Raw genomic sequence first — 15,669 nt, 5'->3', positions numbered from 1 at the left:
GCGTGCGCTGACGGCGCGCGCGGTTCACGGCGCGCGCGGCGCTCGCGCCGGCTCAGCCGAAGGCGTCGACGGGCGCCTCGGCCGGACGGCCCGCCCGGGACGCCGGCGGCGCGACCGCCTCCCACCACGCCGCCGCGTGCTGCTCGGTCCACTCGGCGTCGAGGCGCAGCGCCGCCAGCCGGTCGGACAGCTCGCGCGCCGACTGCGGCCGCCGCGCCGGGTCCTTCGCGAGGCAGTCGAGCACGATGCGGTCGAGCGCCGGCGGGATCGCGCGCGCGGCGCGCTTCGACGGCGCCACGGGCGCCTCGGTCGCGTGGAGCAGCACCGTCTTCATCGCCGTCTCGGCCTCGAACACGAGCGCGCCGGTGAGCAGCCAGTACGCCACGCACCCGAGCGCGTAGAGGTCGGTCCGGCCGTCCACCGGCCGGTCGCCGAGCACCACCTCGGGCGCCATGAACGCGGGCGTCCCGGTGATCGCGTTGTCCGCCGTGAGCGTCGAGGGGACCGCGTCCTTCTTGCGCTCGGCCACCAGCCCGAAATCGAGCACCTTCAGGAAGTCGAGGTCGGCGCCGTAGCGGCACAGGAAGAGGTTCGCCGGCTTGATGTCGCGGTGGACCAGGAAGGCCCGGTGCGCCTCGTGGAGCGAGTGGCAGGCCTGCCGGAGCAGGTGGACCACGCGCGCGGGCGGCTGCGGGCCGTCCAGCTTGACGAGGGTGTCGAGGTCCATCCCGTCGAGCAGCTCCATGACGTAGTAGAACGCCCCGTCGCGGGCGACGCCGAAGTCGAAGATGCCGATCGTGTGCGGCGACCGGAGCGCCGCGGTCGCCTGCGCCTCGCGCTCGAACCGGCGCTTCGCGTTGCCGTAGGTCGCCACCTCGCCCTGGAACGCCTCGGGGCGGATCAGCTTCACGGCCGCCGGGCGCGCGAGCATCCGGTGCTTCGCCCGCCACACCTCGCCCATGCCGCCGCCGCCGAGCCGCTCGACGAGGCGGTAGCTCCCGAGCTCGCGTGCCGCGTCGAGCTTGCGGCCGAGCCCGAAGACGATGCGCGACACGACCACCGAGAGCCCGAGCGCGATCACGCTCGGGAAGAAGCGGCGGATCAGCGCCTCGTCCGAGGGCGCCTCCAGGAAGCCGGAGCGCACGAACATCCAGAGGCACGCCGGCTCCGTGAGGACCGCGACCGTCGACGTGAACAACGTGCGCAGGCTCGGGCCGGGGACGACGATCGGGAACACCAGCACCCAGACGGCGACGGGCGACCACCCGGGCAGGAGCGGCCCTTCCGGCCACGGCTGCGCGTTGGTCATGACCGCGAGCGACGCGGCGCCCAGGATCTTGTAGGCGAACGAGAGATCGACGATCCGCGCCGGCGAGAGCAGCCTGCGGCGCGCGACGACGAAGAGCGCGGCCGAGACGAGCATGAGCGGCAGGTAGACCGCGAAGCGGACCGGGCGAGGCCCGAGCTGCAGGCTGGGGACGATCTCCACCGCCGTGAAGCCGAAGGCGCCCACGAGCAGGGTGCAGAGCGAGATCCACGCGACGCGCCGGACCGCCTCCTGCTCGAGGTCGGGCGGGAGCCGCGCCGACAGCCACGACCAGCGCGCCGTCGCGCAGGTCGTGCTGGCCTCGGGGCCGAGGAAGACGGTCTCGCTCATGGCGTCTCGCGCGCGGCGAAGAAGGCGGACGCCGCGTCCGTCTGCTCGTAGGGGACGACGCGCGCGGCGGGAATAGCGTCGCCGCGTCGCCGCGCTGCGCGGGCCCCGGCCGCGGCGACGTGTCGCCGCGCTGCACGGGCCCCGGCCGCGGCAACGCGCGCGTCGCGCGCTACTTGGAGAAGACCTGCGCGGCCGCGAGCCCCGCGCCCTTCGTGGCCTTGACGATCACCTTGCCCTGGCCGCCGAGCGGGGTCGGGTTCTTCCAGCAGCCGTTGGCCTTGCCGCCGAGCGTCGCCGACGGTCCGGTGGTGCTGTCCTGCGCGAGGACGACCGGCGGGAGCGCGGGCGCCGGCTGCGCCACGAGCTGGATGTCGAGTTCCTGGATGCCGATGCCGATGCCGACGATCGTGTAGCACTTGCCCGGCGAGATCGTGACCGGCTGCTCGAGCGACTGGCCCTCCTGGAACTGCCCCGCGAACGGCCCGCCGTCCGCCTTCATCCCCGGGGCCTCCGACGTGCCCATCCCCTGCAGGATCGGCGTGGCGGCCGCGGCCGCCACGGGCGCGATCGGCGTGGCGGCGGTGCCCGTCGCCGCGGGGGTGGTCGCGACGGGCGTGGGCGTCACGGTCGCGGGTGTGGTCGGCACCGCGGAGGCGCACCACTGGCCCGGCGGGCACGGGTTGTTCGGGTCCACCGTCGTCGGCTCCGGGGTCGACGAGCACGCGAGCGCGCCGAGGACGGCGAGGGAGAGCGGGAGTACGTGGAAGACACGCAGCATGAGAGAATGCTCCTTAACGATGGGCATGAGCTCGCCCGATCACAGCACGAGGTGCCAGCGCTTCTTACACCGGCTGCGGTTCGACGTGTGGGCCGAGGTCACGACGCATCGATCTTGGCAGCCTCGACGGTGGCCAGCGTTCCCGCGCGCTCCGGCGTCGCGGCGCGCCGCTTTGCGCCGCCCGCGCGCCGTGCTATCCGACTTCGGGCCGCGCGCGGTCTTGCAATTCCAAGTAGTTAAACTATACACGTGGTCCGCGTCACCAGCGTGGGACGGCGGTGCGCGCCCAGTGGTGGACCTCCGAAGCGTGCTTCGCCTCCTGGCCGTCTCTGGTTCGGGCGGCCGGCTCTCGCCTCGAGAGGCCCTCACCGCGGTGTCCTGAGCGCCCGGCGTCGTCGCGCGGAGAACGCGCATCCGTCGGAGCAGCCATGAGCCAGGATCAGAAGCCCCCTCCCGAAGGCAGCGCCCTCTGGTACAAGGACGCCATTATCTACGAGCTCCATGTCCGCGCGTTCAGCGACTCGAACGCCGACGGCATCGGCGACTTCGAGGGGCTCATTGAGAAGCTCGATTACCTTCAAGATCTCGGCGTCACCGCGATCTGGCTCCTGCCCTTCTATCCATCGCCGCTGCGCGACGGCGGATACGACATCGCGGACTACACCAACATCAACCCGTCCTACGGGACGCGGCGGGAGTTCGCCCGCCTCCTGCGCGAGGCGCACCGCCGCGACATCCGCGTCATCACCGAGCTCGTCCTGAACCACACCTCGAACGAGCACGAGTGGTTCCAGCGTGCACGGACGTCGCCCAAGGGGTCCAAGTGGCGCGACTTCTACGTGTGGAGCGACACCCCACACCGGTACAGGGACGCCCGAATCATCTTTAAGGATTTCGAGACTTCCAATTGGGCCTGGGATCCGGTGGCCAACGCCTACTACTGGCACCGCTTCTACTCCCACCAGCCTGATCTCAACTTCGACAACCCCGATGTGCACGAGGCCGTCATCAAGGTCGTCGATTTCTGGCTGGAGATGGGCGTGGACGGGCTCCGGCTCGACGCGGTGCCGTACCTCTACGAGCGCGACGGGACGAACTGCGAGAACCTGCCGGAGACGCACGAGTTCCTGCGGAAGCTCAGGCGCCACATCGACGCGAACTTCGCCGACCGCATGCTCCTCGCCGAGGCCAACCAGTGGCCGGCCGACGCCGCGGCGTACTTCGGTCAGGGCGACGAGTGCCACATGAACTTCCACTTCCCGCTCATGCCGAGGATGTTCATGGCGGTCGAGCTCGAGGACAGCTTCCCGATCGTCAACATCCTGAAGCAGACGCCCCAGGTCCACGAGACCTGCCAGTGGGCGACGTTCCTCCGGAACCACGACGAGCTGACGCTCGAGATGGTGACCGACGAGGACCGGGACTACATGTACCGCGTCTACGCGCAGGAGCACACCGCGCGCATCAACCTGGGCATCCGCCGCCGGCTCGCCCCGCTCATGAAGACGCGGCGCCGGATCGAGCTGATGAACGCGCTGCTCTTCTCGCTGCCGGGGACGCCCGTCCTCTACTACGGCGACGAGATCGGGATGGGCGACAACATCTACCTCGGCGATCGCGACGGCGTGCGCACGCCGATGCAGTGGAGCGCCGACCGGAACGCCGGCTTCTCCCGGGCGAACCCGCAGAAGCTCTACCTGCCGATCATCATCGACCCCGAGTACCACTACGAGGCGATCAACGTCGAGGCGCAGCAGCAGAACCCGTCGTCGCTCCTCTGGTGGATGAAGCGGCTCATCACGCTGCGCAAGCAGTACAAGGTGCTCGGCCGCGGGGCGATCGAGTTCCTGCACCCGGACAACAGCAAGGTGCTCGCGTTCATCCGCACGCACGGCGAGGAGCGGGTGCTCGTCGTGGCGAACCTGTCGCGGTACGCGCAGCACGTCGAGCTCGACCTCACGCGGTTCAACGGCATGGTGCCCGTCGAGCTGTTCGGCAGGAGCCGCTTCCCGGAGATCTCGGGCCGCTGCTACTCGCTGTCGCTCGGGCCGCACGACTTCTTCTGGTTCGCGCTGGAGCCGGCGACGCCGGTGTCGTCCGTCGGCGAGGGCGAGACGGCGCCCGCGATCTCGGCCGCGGGCTCGTGGCGCGCGCTGTTCACGCCCGAGGGGCGCAGGGCGCTCGAGCCGGCGCTCGCGAAGTACATCGCGCCGCGGCGGTGGTTCCGCGGCAAGGCGCGGAACCGGCGCCTCACGACGCTCGCGGACATCGTCCCGATCAAGCGCGAGGACAAGGCGCCGGACCACTACCTCCTGCTCGTGCGCGTCGAGTACACGGACGGCTCGCCGGAGACGTACGTCGTGCCCGTCGGCTTCGCCACGGGGGATCGCGCGCGCGAGATCGCGACGCGCACGCGCCACGCGGTCATCGCGGACGTGACGGTGCGCGAGCCGGACGCGGAGAACGCGGCGGCGCCGGAGGGCGTCCTGCACGACGCGCTGGCGACGCCGGAGTTCGCCGCGCTGATCCTCGCCGCGATCCGGGCCCGCGGGGTCGCGACGGGCAACGCCGGCGAGCTCCAGGCGCTGCCGCTCGGGACGACCCTCGAGGCGCTCGGCGAAGGCGAGCTCCCGGCGCGCATCGCCGAGAGCGAGCAGAGCAACACGACGATCATCTACGGCGACAAGCTGCTGCTCAAGGTGTTCCGGCAGGTCGAGGAGGGCATCAACCCGGAGCTCGAGATCGGCCGGTTCCTGACGGAGCACGAGTTCCCGTCGACGCCGCGGCTCGCCGGCGCGATCGAGTACCAGGGCCGCGGGCGCGAGGCGACCACGGTGGCGATGCTCCAGGAGTACGTGCGGAGCCAGAGCGACGCGTGGACGAGCACGCTCGAGTCGCTGAACCGCTTCTTCGAGCGGATCCTCGCCGACGAGGAGTCCGCGAAGACGAACGCGCCGCCGATGCCGCCCGGCAACCTCGTCGACGCGTCGCGCGCGACGCCGCCTCCGCTGGTGAACCAGCTGATGGGCACCGATCTCGTGAGGATGCGGCTGCTCGGCGAGCGCACGGCGCAGCTCCACCTCACCCTCGGGCGGCCGAGCAAGGATCCTGCGTTCGGGCAGCAGCCGTTCACGACGCTGCACCAGCAGTCGCTGTTCCAGTCGGCGCACGGCATGCTCGCGCGCACCTTCGGGCTGATCCGGAAGCGCGAGCGCGTGCTCCCCGAGCCCGTGCGGGAGCTCGCGGCGGCGATGGTGCAGCGCGAGGCCGAGATCAACGCGAAGCTCCAGCAGGTCGTGTCGCGGAAGTTCGACGTCACGCGCATCCGGTCGCACGGCGACTTCCACCTCGGCCAGGTGCTCTCCACGGGCGACGACTTCATCCTGATCGACTTCGAGGGCGAGCCGGCGAGGCCGCTCAGCGAGCGCCGCTACAAGCGGTGCCCGCTCCGGGACGTGTCGGGGATGCTGCGCTCGTTCGACTACGCCGGCGCCTCGGCGCTCCGCGACGGGCGCCTCCGGCCGGAGGACGTCGCCGTGCTCGAGCCGTGGACCGAAGCCTGGGTGGCGTGGGTCTCGGCGAGCTACCTCGCGGGGTACCTGGAGACCATCGCGCGCGCCCAGGCCACCGCCGAGCCGCGGACCGACGACGCGGCGCCGTTCGTGCCCGCGAGCGACGCGGACACGGCGCTCCTGCTCGACTTCTACATGCTCGAGAAGTGCATCTACGAGCTCGGCTACGAGCTGAACAACCGTCCTGACTGGCTGGACATCCCGCTGCGCGGGCTGGAGCAGCTGATCACGCCCCGGGCGTGATCGCGCTCCCGCCTCGCGCGTGACCAGCGATCCTGGCGCGTTCCTCCCCCTCTCCATGACCCGAGCCGCCCGGGCGCCGCCTCGTCAGGGCGGCCGCCCGGCGACACCCGGGCGCCGCGGGCGCCGACGGCGCGGCCGCCCGGCGACACCGGGCGTGCCTCCTCTAGAGCGGTTGCCTCCCAGCTCTGGTACAACGCGAAACAGAGCGGTGGTCACCCGCACAGGAGACGGGTCCAGATCGGCGTTTTCGGCGCGGAGGCGCACTCCTGTGCGCTGAGCACCGAAAACGTCGAGATGGGCCCGTATCCGAAGCGGGTGACCACCGCTCCAGGAGGGTTTCTCCGGTGTGCAGGATGTCGCGAGTCGGCCTGGGATTGCTTGGCGCCGTCGCCCTTCTGGTGAGCGCATCGACTGGCCGCGCCGAGCCGGTGCAGGACGCCGCGACCCGCCTGCGCGCCCAGGCGAACGCCGCGCAGGAGGAGGGCCGCTTCGCGGAGTCGCGGGAGATGTGGCAGGCGGTCTGGAACATGGAGCGATCTCAGGTCGCCGCCTGCAACATCGGAGCGCTCTCTTACCGGATCGGCGACGCGCCGGCCGCCGTTCGCTGGCTGTCCCTCTGCAAAGAGATCATGCGGCAGCCCACCACGCCGCAGGAGCGCGAGCTGTATGAGTCGCGGCTGTTCGACCTCGCGCGCGCTCGGCAGCTCGTCGGCGAGCTCCGCATCATCGCCCCCGCGGGCGCCGCCTGCACCCTCGACGGCGAGCCGGTCGTGATCGACGACAAGCCCGTTCCCGTCGACCCGGGACACCACCTCATCGCCGCCACGCTGAAGGGCGCCGCCGCCAGGGTCGGCGTGGACGTCCGCCGCGGAGAGCTCCGCGAAGTGCGGTTCGACCTGACGGCCCCGGCGCTCAGGCCGACGGCGACGAAGGGCCCTGCGTTCTCGGACGCGCCGCCCGGCTCGTCGCTGCGGACCGGCCTCCTCGTCGGCGGCATCGCGGCCTCGACGGTCTTCCTGGCGCTCGGAGGCGTGCTGATGGTGGTGTCGCACGACGCGAAGGTGAATCGCGACGAGATCGCGCGCGGCGTGGGAGGCAACAACTGCCTTCGGCTCATCGCGCCGGCCTGCAAAGAGGCCCTCCGGTACGAGGACACCATGTATACGGCGCGCGATCTCGGCGCGGCCAGCTTCATCGCGGGAGGCGTGCTGGCCGCCGGCACGCTCGGATTCGCGCTCTTCACGCGCTCACACACCGAGATCGCCGCGTCGACGAGCGGAGTCACGCTGACGCAGGTGTGGTGAGCCGGGGCGGCGCGGCGCCCGAGCGGAGCGCGTCCAGCGCGCCCGCTCGCGGCGGCGCCCGCGCGCCGCGGAGCGCGCCGGCGCGGCTGCCAGCGGGCGCGCTCGGCGCGCCGGCGTCGCTGGACGCCGCGGGGCGCGCCGTTATCCTGGAGCGCCGGAGGGGCGATGATCCGGCTGGAGCTCGCAGGCGCACATACACGCGTGCACGCGACGTTGTGCAGCGCCTGCCCGCAGGGGCCGACCGGCTGCTGCGCCAGCCCGCCGGGCGTCGAGTGGTCGGACATCGGGAGGATCGTGTCGCTGGGCGGCGCAGGCTGGCTGCTCGAGCAGATGGCGGCCGGCACCCTGCGCCCGGGCCGGCGCGGCCTGCTCATCCTTCGCGTCGCGCCCGAGGGCGAAGGCGGCCAGGCGCTCCCGAAGCGGTGCGCCTTCCACGGCCCCGAGGGCTGCACGATCCCGCCCTCGCGGCGCGCGGCGACATGCAATTACTACGTCTGCGACGACGCCTTCGCGCACGGCGGCGAGTCTCGGGGCGACGCAGAGGCCCTGGCTGGCCGCAGGGCGCATGACGCGCTCGTGGCGCTCTATGGCGAGTGGGATATCGAGCTCGCCGACCGCATCCGCGCGAGCTGGCCTGGCGCCCCTCCCTGGGATCGAGGCTTCCTCGACTGGCTTGGTCGCGAGTACGATCGCCGCGCCGCCGAAGCGACCGCGAGGCTCGCGGCGCTCAGCCCTGGTTGACCCGCGCACGCGGCGCCCGCTGCGGAGATGCACGGCTCCCCGCGTCGCGGGCTCATCCGTCGCGCGCCGGCGGCAAGGCGCTCTTTTCCTGGCTTTCTCCGCCGAGTTCCTTTGACGTGCGCCGGGTTGGGACATACTCGTGCCGTCGATCGCTTGGCGGCGTCCAGTGGACAACGTTTTGCCCACTCGGACCGCGCCGGGAAAGGAAGACCCATGTCACGGTGGTTGAATCTCTCGTTGTTCACCCTTTGCGCAATCATGGTGCTGCCGGCGTGCGGAGACGACGACGTGTCGCCCGTCGACGCGACGGGCACCACGGGCTCCTCGTCCGCGAGCGGCTCAGGCTCCGGCGGCGACGCGTCGACGAGCAGCGCTTCCACGTCGGGCGGCGGCGGCGGCGGGGGCGGCGGGGCCGCCAATGACGGCGGCGGCGGAAGCGGCGGCGGCGAGGCCGCGCGGGCCGTGGCGCAGCTCGAGGCGACGGCCTCGAGCGAGCTGACCGGCACCGCGACCTTCACGCAGGTCGGCGACGAGGTGACGCTCGTCCTGTCGGTGACCGGTTGCCCCGAAGGCGACCACTCCGCTCACATCCACGAGAACAAGAGCTGCGCGAACAACGCGAACGACGCGGGCGACCACTGGGTCCCCAACGGAGAGGGCCTCGGCAGCTTCACCTGCGACGCGCGCGGCACGGGCACGCACACGGTCACGCGCGGGACGGACGTCTGGACCGTGGGGGACGACGGCCCCAACGACGTGACGCAGTTCGCGATCGTCGTGCACGCCGCGGCGGACCCGAGCGCGGGCGGCCGGATCGGCTGCGGGGTGATCGACCTGCAGTGATCGTTCGCTGGGGCGCACCGTCTCCCCTCGTCGGCGGGGGGCTCAGCGCACCCGCCGACGTCACCCCGCGTGGCGACCCGCCAGCGCGGCGCGTCGCCGGACCACCAGGGAGCGTGGCCGCTACCTCGGCGAGACCTGCTGCGGCCGGAGCGTGACGGAACGCTCGACCACATCCGACGGCGACAGCGCCAGGAACAGGCTCTCGTCGAAGGAGCCGGCCCTGGACACCACGACGATCTGCATCCCCTGAGGCAGGTCGAGGGTGAGCGGCGTCTTGCCGAGCACGGTTCCGTTCCAGCTCACGGTCGCGTCCGAGGGATCGCTCTTGATCGTGACCTTGGCCTTCAACACGGGCGTCGTGGGCGCCTGCTCGACCGGGGACACGGTAGGAGGAGGGTCCGTCAAGGAGACGGGCTCCGCCGATCGCCCGCGGAGCATCGCGACGGTCCCCGCGGCCAGCAGCGCCACCACGCCGAGCGCGGACGCGAGGTACCCGCGCTGCCGCCAGGGCGAGACGCGCCCCACCGTCGCGCCCAGGCTGTCAGGATCGACGGCCGGGGGCTCGGGCTGCTGGTTGACGGGGCTGCTGTGATCGCTGAGGACCGGCAGCCCCAGCGCGGTGGCGGAGGGCCACATGGAGCGGGTCATCCCCATGACCATCGAGGCGCGGGGGATCTCGCCGACCATCGAGGCGCGCGGGGCGTCGCCGGCGAGCTCCGCCGCCGAGAGGTACTCGAACTGGGTGGTGACCTGCTGGCGCACGAGCGCCCTGCTCTCCGCGAACATCTCCAGGACGCTGGCGCCGAGCAGCTCCGTCCGCATGTCCTCGCCCGAGGCGAGGAGGTAGCTCTCGAGGGCGTCGCCCATCTCCTGCGCGGTGGCGAACCGGCGGTCCGGGTCGCGCTGGAGGGCCTTCGCCACGATCCCCTCGAGCTCCGGGTCGATGTCCGGCACGACGGTCGAGAGCCGCGGGATGTCCCGCGAGAGCAGCTGATGCATCACGGCGACATGGTCGCCGTCGAAGAGCCGCCGCATCGCGAGCAGCTCCCAGAGCACGATGCCGATCGCGAAGAGGTCGGCCCGCCGGTCGACGTCCTGGCTCACCATCGCCTGCTCGGGCGCGGCGTACGCCATCTTGCCCTTGAACGTCCCGCTCTCGGTGTGGGCCTCGTTGAGGGCCGCCTTCGCCACGCCGAAGTCGACGATCTTCACCACGCCGTCGTACGTGACGAAGATGTTGTGCGGGGAGACGTCGCGGTGGACGACGCCGAGCAACCGGCCATCGAAGTCCGTGAGCTCGTGCGCGTAGTGCAGCCCGCGCAGCGCATCGGCGATGATCCTGACCCACGCAGCGCGCGTGAAGCGCGCGGAGCCGGTACAGCCGCTCACCACCGCCCTCACGATGTCCTTGAGCGGCTGGCCCTCCAGGTACTCCATCACGATGAAGTAACCGCCGCTCTCACCCCCCGTCTCGTACGTCTGGATGACGTTCGGGTGATTCAGCCGGGCCGAGAGCTTCGCCTCGTCCAGGAACATCTGGACGTAACGCGGGTCCTCCGCCATGCCGACGCGGAGGCACTTGACGACGACGAGCTTGTTGAAGGAGCCAGGTCCGCGGGAAACGGCGAGGAAGACATCCGCCATTCCACCGCGGCCTAATTTTGCAATCAGGCGGTATCGCCCAAGCAAGCTATTACTCGCTTGCTTGGTCGTGGAGATGGTTTGGCCGCCTGCATTCACGACATCCCCCGCTATAAGAGCTTAATTACTCCGTTGACCGAGAGTTTGCAAAGCCTTTTATCTTCGGAAACACTCCGCGGACACTGTGATCATATGCCGCGTCGCACCATCGTCGCGTTGCAGCATTCTGGCGCAGCGCTTCCTCGTGGTGTGACGCGTCGGTCCGGCCGGCCCTCGTTTGCACGAGCTCCCGGTCGACGAAGCAGATGTGGTGGGGCTAACCAGTTGCCGGAGGTCGCCCCATGAAGTCTGTAATGACGCGTACACAACTCTGCTTCGACGCCTTGGGTTGATCCGGTCACAGCCCTCTTCGAAGGCCTCAGCGCCACGCTCCACGAACGGCGCCCCGCGCCGGGTGCAGCGTTGCCGCGGCCCGGAGCGGATGCAGCGCGCGCTGGCTGCCAGAGAAGGAAGTCCGTGATGGTGCCTGCAACACCTGTCGCGGCGAGCCGCGCACAGGCGGGCGCGTTGCGCCGCCGCTCATCCAAGCTGTTTCGTGCGCGAAGTCAAGGGGATGGCCCGTCTACGTCAGACGGATTTTGCCCTGGGTGGGTGGCCCCAGCTGTCCGAGCGACGACCGCCGGGCGAGAGCCGGTAATGGGATGACCACCTCCCTCGCCGCCAACCCGGCAGGAGGGCGAAGCTCACGGCGCAGACGCCGCGCCGGGCGCGCGGCATCTACGCCGCGGCGTCTACCACGGGTCCTGCGCCCAGAAGTTGCGAACGGCCTGGAGGGTGGCGTCGAGCCGGTCGAAGTGAGGGAGGCCTCGCGTCGGCGCGACGCGAGCGGCTTGCACGCGCGCGTTCTGCTTGACGAGCGCGTCGAGGCGGTCGAAGCGCGCGTGCGGGTCGTGATCGTAAAGGACGAGGGTGGAGACGGGCAGGCGCGCGTAGAGGCGCTGGAAGGCATCCTCGGTGAACAGGTCGCCGGCGATGAACGCGAGGGGAGCGCGGTGAGCGCCCGGCTCCTTCGCGGTGGCGACCGCGTACTCGACCAGGCCGGGATCCGGGTCGCCGACGAAGCTCTTCCGCAGGAACCAGCGGATGCTGGGCGGGGTGACCAGCACGCGGAAGAGCGCCTCCGCGACGTGCGGCACCCGCGAGACGGCGCGCAGGACCGCGCTCGCGCCGGGCGCCTCGCGACCCAGGCCCGTGGGGGAGAGGAGCACGAGGCTGTGAACGAGGCTCATCTCCTCGCAGGCCACCGCGGCGGCGAACTCCGACGAGAGGGAGAGCGCGACCACGTCGGCGCCGCCGTCCGCCCGCACGACGTCCGTGAGGAACCGGCGCACGGCGGCGCGGAAGATCTCGCGATCGTAGGGGCGATCCGCGCGCTCCGAGAGGCCGAAGCCCGGCAGATCCAGCGCGTAGACCGGGCGCTCCCCGCGGAGGGCGTCGAAGAGGGGCGCCATCTCCTTCGAGGAGGCGGCGGCGTCGACCCCGTGCAGCAGGACCACGGGGCGCCCGGCGGCGCGCGTGTCCACATAGTACGCGAGCCGCCCCGCGCTCCACGTGTCGACGTGGCGGACCTCCGCGTCGAGCGCAGGGGCGAGCGGCGCGCGCTCGGTCTTGCGCAGCGCGGCCGGGGTGAGCCGATCGACGACCGTGTCGAGGCTGAGGGCGCGCGCTGCCATCAGTCCACCCCCGTCGCGAGCATGCCCTCGTTGTCCGCGCGCTCGATGTCAACGAGGCTCGCCGTCCTCGCCGTCCTCGCCGGCGCCGGGCGCGGCGCAGCGCCGGCGTCGTGCGCCGGGCCGTCCCGGCCTTCGTCGCGCCGCTTCTCGCGCTTGGCCTGCTCGGACGCCTCCAGCGCGGCGTGCACCAGCCTCTCCATGCGCTCCTCCTCCAGATGGTGGCGGACCCCGTCCGGACCGCCGTGTCGATCCTCGAAGCGGTGGTGTTCGGCATCGGGTTGGCCGTGGGGCGCCGTGTCTTCGGGGCGAACTGCCATGTGAGCTCCTTTCGCTCCGGACCCGAAGCACGGACCGTGCCTCATCCGAACGCAGACCCGCGGACCACGCGCCGTGCCGCGCCGCTCCAGCGCGGGGGCAAGGACGCCCCGGGTGTGACGTTTCGCCTCAGGCCGCCCCTGGAGAATGACGTGTACGGAGCAGGGATGTCCGGCGCGGAGAGACTGGCCCTCTGCGCCCACGCGAGGCGCCGGGGATCAGCCGGCGACTTCGAGCTTGCGGCCGGTCGGCTTGTTGATGTCGGCGAAGAAGTCGTTGCCTTTGTCGTCGACCACGATGAAGGCGGGGAAGTCCTCGACCTCGATCTTCCAGACCGCCTCCATACCGAGCTCGGGGTACTCGAGCACCTCGACCTTCTTGATGCAATCCTTGGCGAGGCGCGCGGCCGGGCCGCCGATGGATCCCAGGTAGAAGCCGCCGTGCTTCTTGCAAGCGGCGGTGACCGCGGGCGAGCGGTTGCCCTTGGCGAGCATGACGTAGCTGCCGCCGTTCGCCTGGAAGAGGTCGACATACGCGTCCATGCGGCCGGCGGTCGTGGGCCCGAACGAGCCCGAGGCGTAACCCGCCGGGGTCTTGGCCGGACCCGCGTAGTAGACCATGAACTCCTGCATGTAGCTCGGCATGCCCTCGCCGCGGTCGAGGCGCTCCTTGATCTTCGCGTGCGCGATGTCGCGCGCGACGATCATCGGTCCGGTCAGCGAGAGCCGCGTCCGGATCGGGTACTTCGAGAGCTCCGCCCGGATCTCGCTCATCGGGCGGCGGAGGTCGACCTTCACGACCTCGCCCTCGAGCTCCGCCTCGGTCGGATCGGGCAGGTACTTCGCGGGGTCGGTCTCGAGCTGCTCGAGGAAGATGCCCTCGCGCGTGATCTTGCCGAGCGCCTGCCGGTCCGCGGAGCAGGAGACGGCGATGCCCACAGGGCACGAGGCGCCGTGGCGCGGCAGGCGGATGACCCGCACGTCATGGCAGAAATACTTGCCGCCGAACTGGGCGCCGATCCCGGTGCGCTGCGCGAGCTCGAGGACCTTCTGCTCGAGCTCGCGGTCGCGGAAGCCGCGGCCGCGCGCGTTGCCCTCGGCGGGCAGCGTGTCGAGGTAACGCGCCGAGGCGAGCTTCGCGACCTTGAGCGTGAGCTCGGCCGAGGTGCCGCCGACGACGATGGCGAGGTGGTAGGGCGGGCACGCCGCCGTGCCGAGCGCGCGGATCTTGGCCTCGAGGAAGGAGAGCAGGCTCTCGGGGTTCAGGAGCGCCTTGGTCTCCTGGTAGAGGTAGCTCTTGTTCGCCGAGCCGCCGCCCTTCGCCATGAACAGGAACTTGTAGGCGTCGCCGTCGGTCGCGAAGATCTCGATCTGCGCAGGGAGGTTGTCGTTCGTGTTGACCTCCTTGTACATGTCGAGCGGGGCGAGCTGCGAATAACGCAGGTTCTGCGCGCGGTAGGTGTCGAAGACGCCGCGCGCGATCGCCGCCTCGTCGCCGCCGCCCGTGAAGACGAGCTGGCCCTTCTTGCCCATCACGATGGCCGTGCCGGTGTCCTGGCAGGACGGGAGCACGCCGCCCGCGGCGATGCTCGCGTTCTTGAGGAGCTCGAGGGCGACGAAGCGATCGTTCGACGAGGCCTCCGGGTCGGCGAGGATGCGCGCGAGCTGCGCGAGGTGCCCGGGCCGGAGGAGGTGGGCGATGTCGCGCATGGCCTCGCGCGCGAGCAGGGTGAGCCCCTCCGGCTCGACCTTGAGGAAGGTCGCGCCGGCGGCCTCGAAGGTGGAGACATGATCCCGGCTGACGAGGCGGTAGGCCGTCTCGTCGTGGCCGAGGGGCAGCATGTCCTGGTACTGGAAATCGGTCATCGTTCGGTCTCCGGGTGCGCTCCGGGTGCGGGGAGGCTGCTCCGGACGCGCGGCAGCTGCGGATTCAATCCTTTACTACAGATCGATTGCAGGTCGATTGCCGATCGATTCCGCGCGCCGCGCCCCGCGCCGCCGCGCGGCTCGCCTGTGGGCGCCGCCGTCGCCCCCCAGCGGAGGCCGGCCGTCAGCCGGGGAGGTCGCGCGCGACGTCGTCGAGGACGGCTGAAATCGACCGCAGGAACGGCCCCCGGGCGCTCCGCAGGAAGAAGTGGCCGCCGGGGAACATCTCGACCCGGAAAGGCCCTCGCGTGAGCTCGCGCCAGGCGTCGAGATCCGCTGGGCTCGCCCGCTCGTCGTCGACGCCCCCGAACGCCGTGATCGGGCAATCCAGCGGGGCCTCGGCGACGAACGGCTCGGCCTCGTTGACGGCGATGTCGGCGCGGAGGACGGGCAGGAAGAGCTCCAGGAGCTCCGGCTCGCGCAGCACCTCGTCGGGGGTGCCGCCCATGCGGCGGAGCCACATCACGAACTCGGCGTCGGACAGGGTGTGGAGCGCCTCGCCGCTCGGCAGGTGGGGCGCGCGCCGGCCCGATACGAGCAGGTGGCGCGGGAGCGGAGCGCCCCGGCGGCGCAGCGCGCGCGCGAGCTCGCAGGCCACGAGCGCGCCGAGGCTGTGGCCATAGAGCACGAACGGCTTCGTCAGCCAGGGCTCGACCGCGGCCGCGAGGGCCCCGACGAGCGGCGTGAGGCGCTCGAAGGGCCGCTCGTTCATCCGCGTCTCCCGGCCGGGGAGCTTGATCGTGCAGAGCTCCACGCTCGCCGGAAGCTCGCGCCACCAGGTGGTGTAGCTCGACGCGCCCCCACCGGCGTACGGGAAGCAGAAGAGGCGGAGCCGGGCATCAGGGTTCGGCCGCGGAAGGCCGACCCACACGTCGGCGCTCGAGGATCCGGTGGGCTTCATCTCTTGCTCCGTGGAG

At 71.3% G+C, this 15,669-nt stretch carries 11 protein-coding genes; 4 read left to right on the top strand and 7 right to left on the bottom strand.

Annotated features, from left to right (window positions below; genetic code table 11):
* Window positions 1-52: 52 nt before the first annotated feature.
* Both WMF43_RS03005 and WMF43_RS03000 read right to left on the bottom strand, forming a co-directional pair.
* A complete protein-coding gene (locus WMF43_RS03005; protein WP_437677414.1) occupies window positions 53-1,657 on the bottom strand; it encodes a serine/threonine-protein kinase in 1,605 nt (534 codons plus the stop codon).
* A 169-nt stretch (window positions 1,658-1,826) separates the two neighbouring features.
* A complete protein-coding gene (locus WMF43_RS03000) occupies window positions 1,827-2,435 on the bottom strand; it encodes a hypothetical protein (protein ID WP_437677413.1) in 609 nt (202 codons plus the stop codon).
* A 428-nt stretch (window positions 2,436-2,863) separates the two neighbouring features.
* On the opposite strand from WMF43_RS03000, the gene treS reads away from it, so the two are divergent.
* From treS to WMF43_RS02980, 4 genes are all read left to right on the top strand, one after another.
* On the top strand, window positions 2,864-6,250 hold the full coding sequence (treS, locus tag WMF43_RS02995; protein WP_437677412.1) for a maltose alpha-D-glucosyltransferase: 3,387 nt from the start codon (window positions 2,864-2,866) through the stop codon (window positions 6,248-6,250).
* A gap of 398 nt (window positions 6,251-6,648) precedes the next feature.
* On the top strand, window positions 6,649-7,554 hold the full coding sequence (locus WMF43_RS02990; protein WP_437677411.1) for a hypothetical protein: 906 nt from the start codon (window positions 6,649-6,651) through the stop codon (window positions 7,552-7,554).
* A 165-nt stretch (window positions 7,555-7,719) separates the two neighbouring features.
* Window positions 7,720-8,295 carry a hypothetical protein gene (locus WMF43_RS02985; RefSeq protein ID WP_437677410.1) on the top strand — a complete coding sequence of 192 codons (576 nt, stop codon included), beginning with the start codon at window positions 7,720-7,722 and terminating at the stop codon, window positions 8,293-8,295.
* Between the two features lie 213 nt (window positions 8,296-8,508).
* A complete protein-coding gene (locus WMF43_RS02980; RefSeq protein WP_437677409.1) occupies window positions 8,509-9,138 on the top strand; it encodes a superoxide dismutase family protein in 630 nt (209 codons plus the stop codon).
* Window positions 9,139-9,258: 120 nt separating this feature from the next.
* Here the strand turns inward: WMF43_RS02980 and WMF43_RS02975 are convergent, their stop codons facing one another.
* The 5 genes from WMF43_RS02975 to WMF43_RS02955 all read right to left on the bottom strand — a co-directional run bounded on the left by WMF43_RS02975 (window position 9,259) and on the right by WMF43_RS02955 (window position 15,653).
* Window positions 9,259-10,878 carry a protein kinase domain-containing protein gene (locus tag WMF43_RS02975; protein WP_437677408.1) on the bottom strand — a complete coding sequence of 540 codons (1,620 nt, stop codon included), beginning with the start codon at window positions 10,876-10,878 and terminating at the stop codon, window positions 9,259-9,261.
* A gap of 692 nt (window positions 10,879-11,570) precedes the next feature.
* Entirely contained in the window at window positions 11,571-12,512 is a 942-nt protein-coding gene (locus WMF43_RS02970) for an alpha/beta fold hydrolase (protein WP_437677407.1), read from the bottom strand.
* Window positions 12,512-12,829, bottom strand: a complete 318-nt coding sequence (locus tag WMF43_RS02965; RefSeq protein ID WP_437677406.1) for a hypothetical protein — start codon at window positions 12,827-12,829, stop codon at window positions 12,512-12,514. The genes WMF43_RS02970 and WMF43_RS02965 overlap by 1 nt, the downstream gene beginning before the upstream one ends.
* A gap of 216 nt (window positions 12,830-13,045) precedes the next feature.
* Complete coding sequence (locus tag WMF43_RS02960; protein WP_437677405.1) at window positions 13,046-14,692, bottom strand: fumarate hydratase; 1,647 nt, start codon at window positions 14,690-14,692, stop codon at window positions 13,046-13,048.
* A 184-nt stretch (window positions 14,693-14,876) separates the two neighbouring features.
* Window positions 14,877-15,653: a thioesterase II family protein gene (locus WMF43_RS02955; protein ID WP_437677404.1), complete on the bottom strand. Its 777-nt coding sequence runs from the start codon at window positions 15,651-15,653 to the stop codon at window positions 14,877-14,879.
* Window positions 15,654-15,669 lie beyond the last annotated feature (16 nt).

Source organism: Sorangium sp. So ce131 (genome assembly GCF_051519095.1).
Classification (GTDB): domain Bacteria; phylum Myxococcota_A; class Polyangia; order Polyangiales; family Polyangiaceae; genus Sorangium.
The sequence above is the reverse complement of the archived record's forward strand: the minus strand, read 5'-3'. Positions and strand labels throughout refer to the sequence as shown.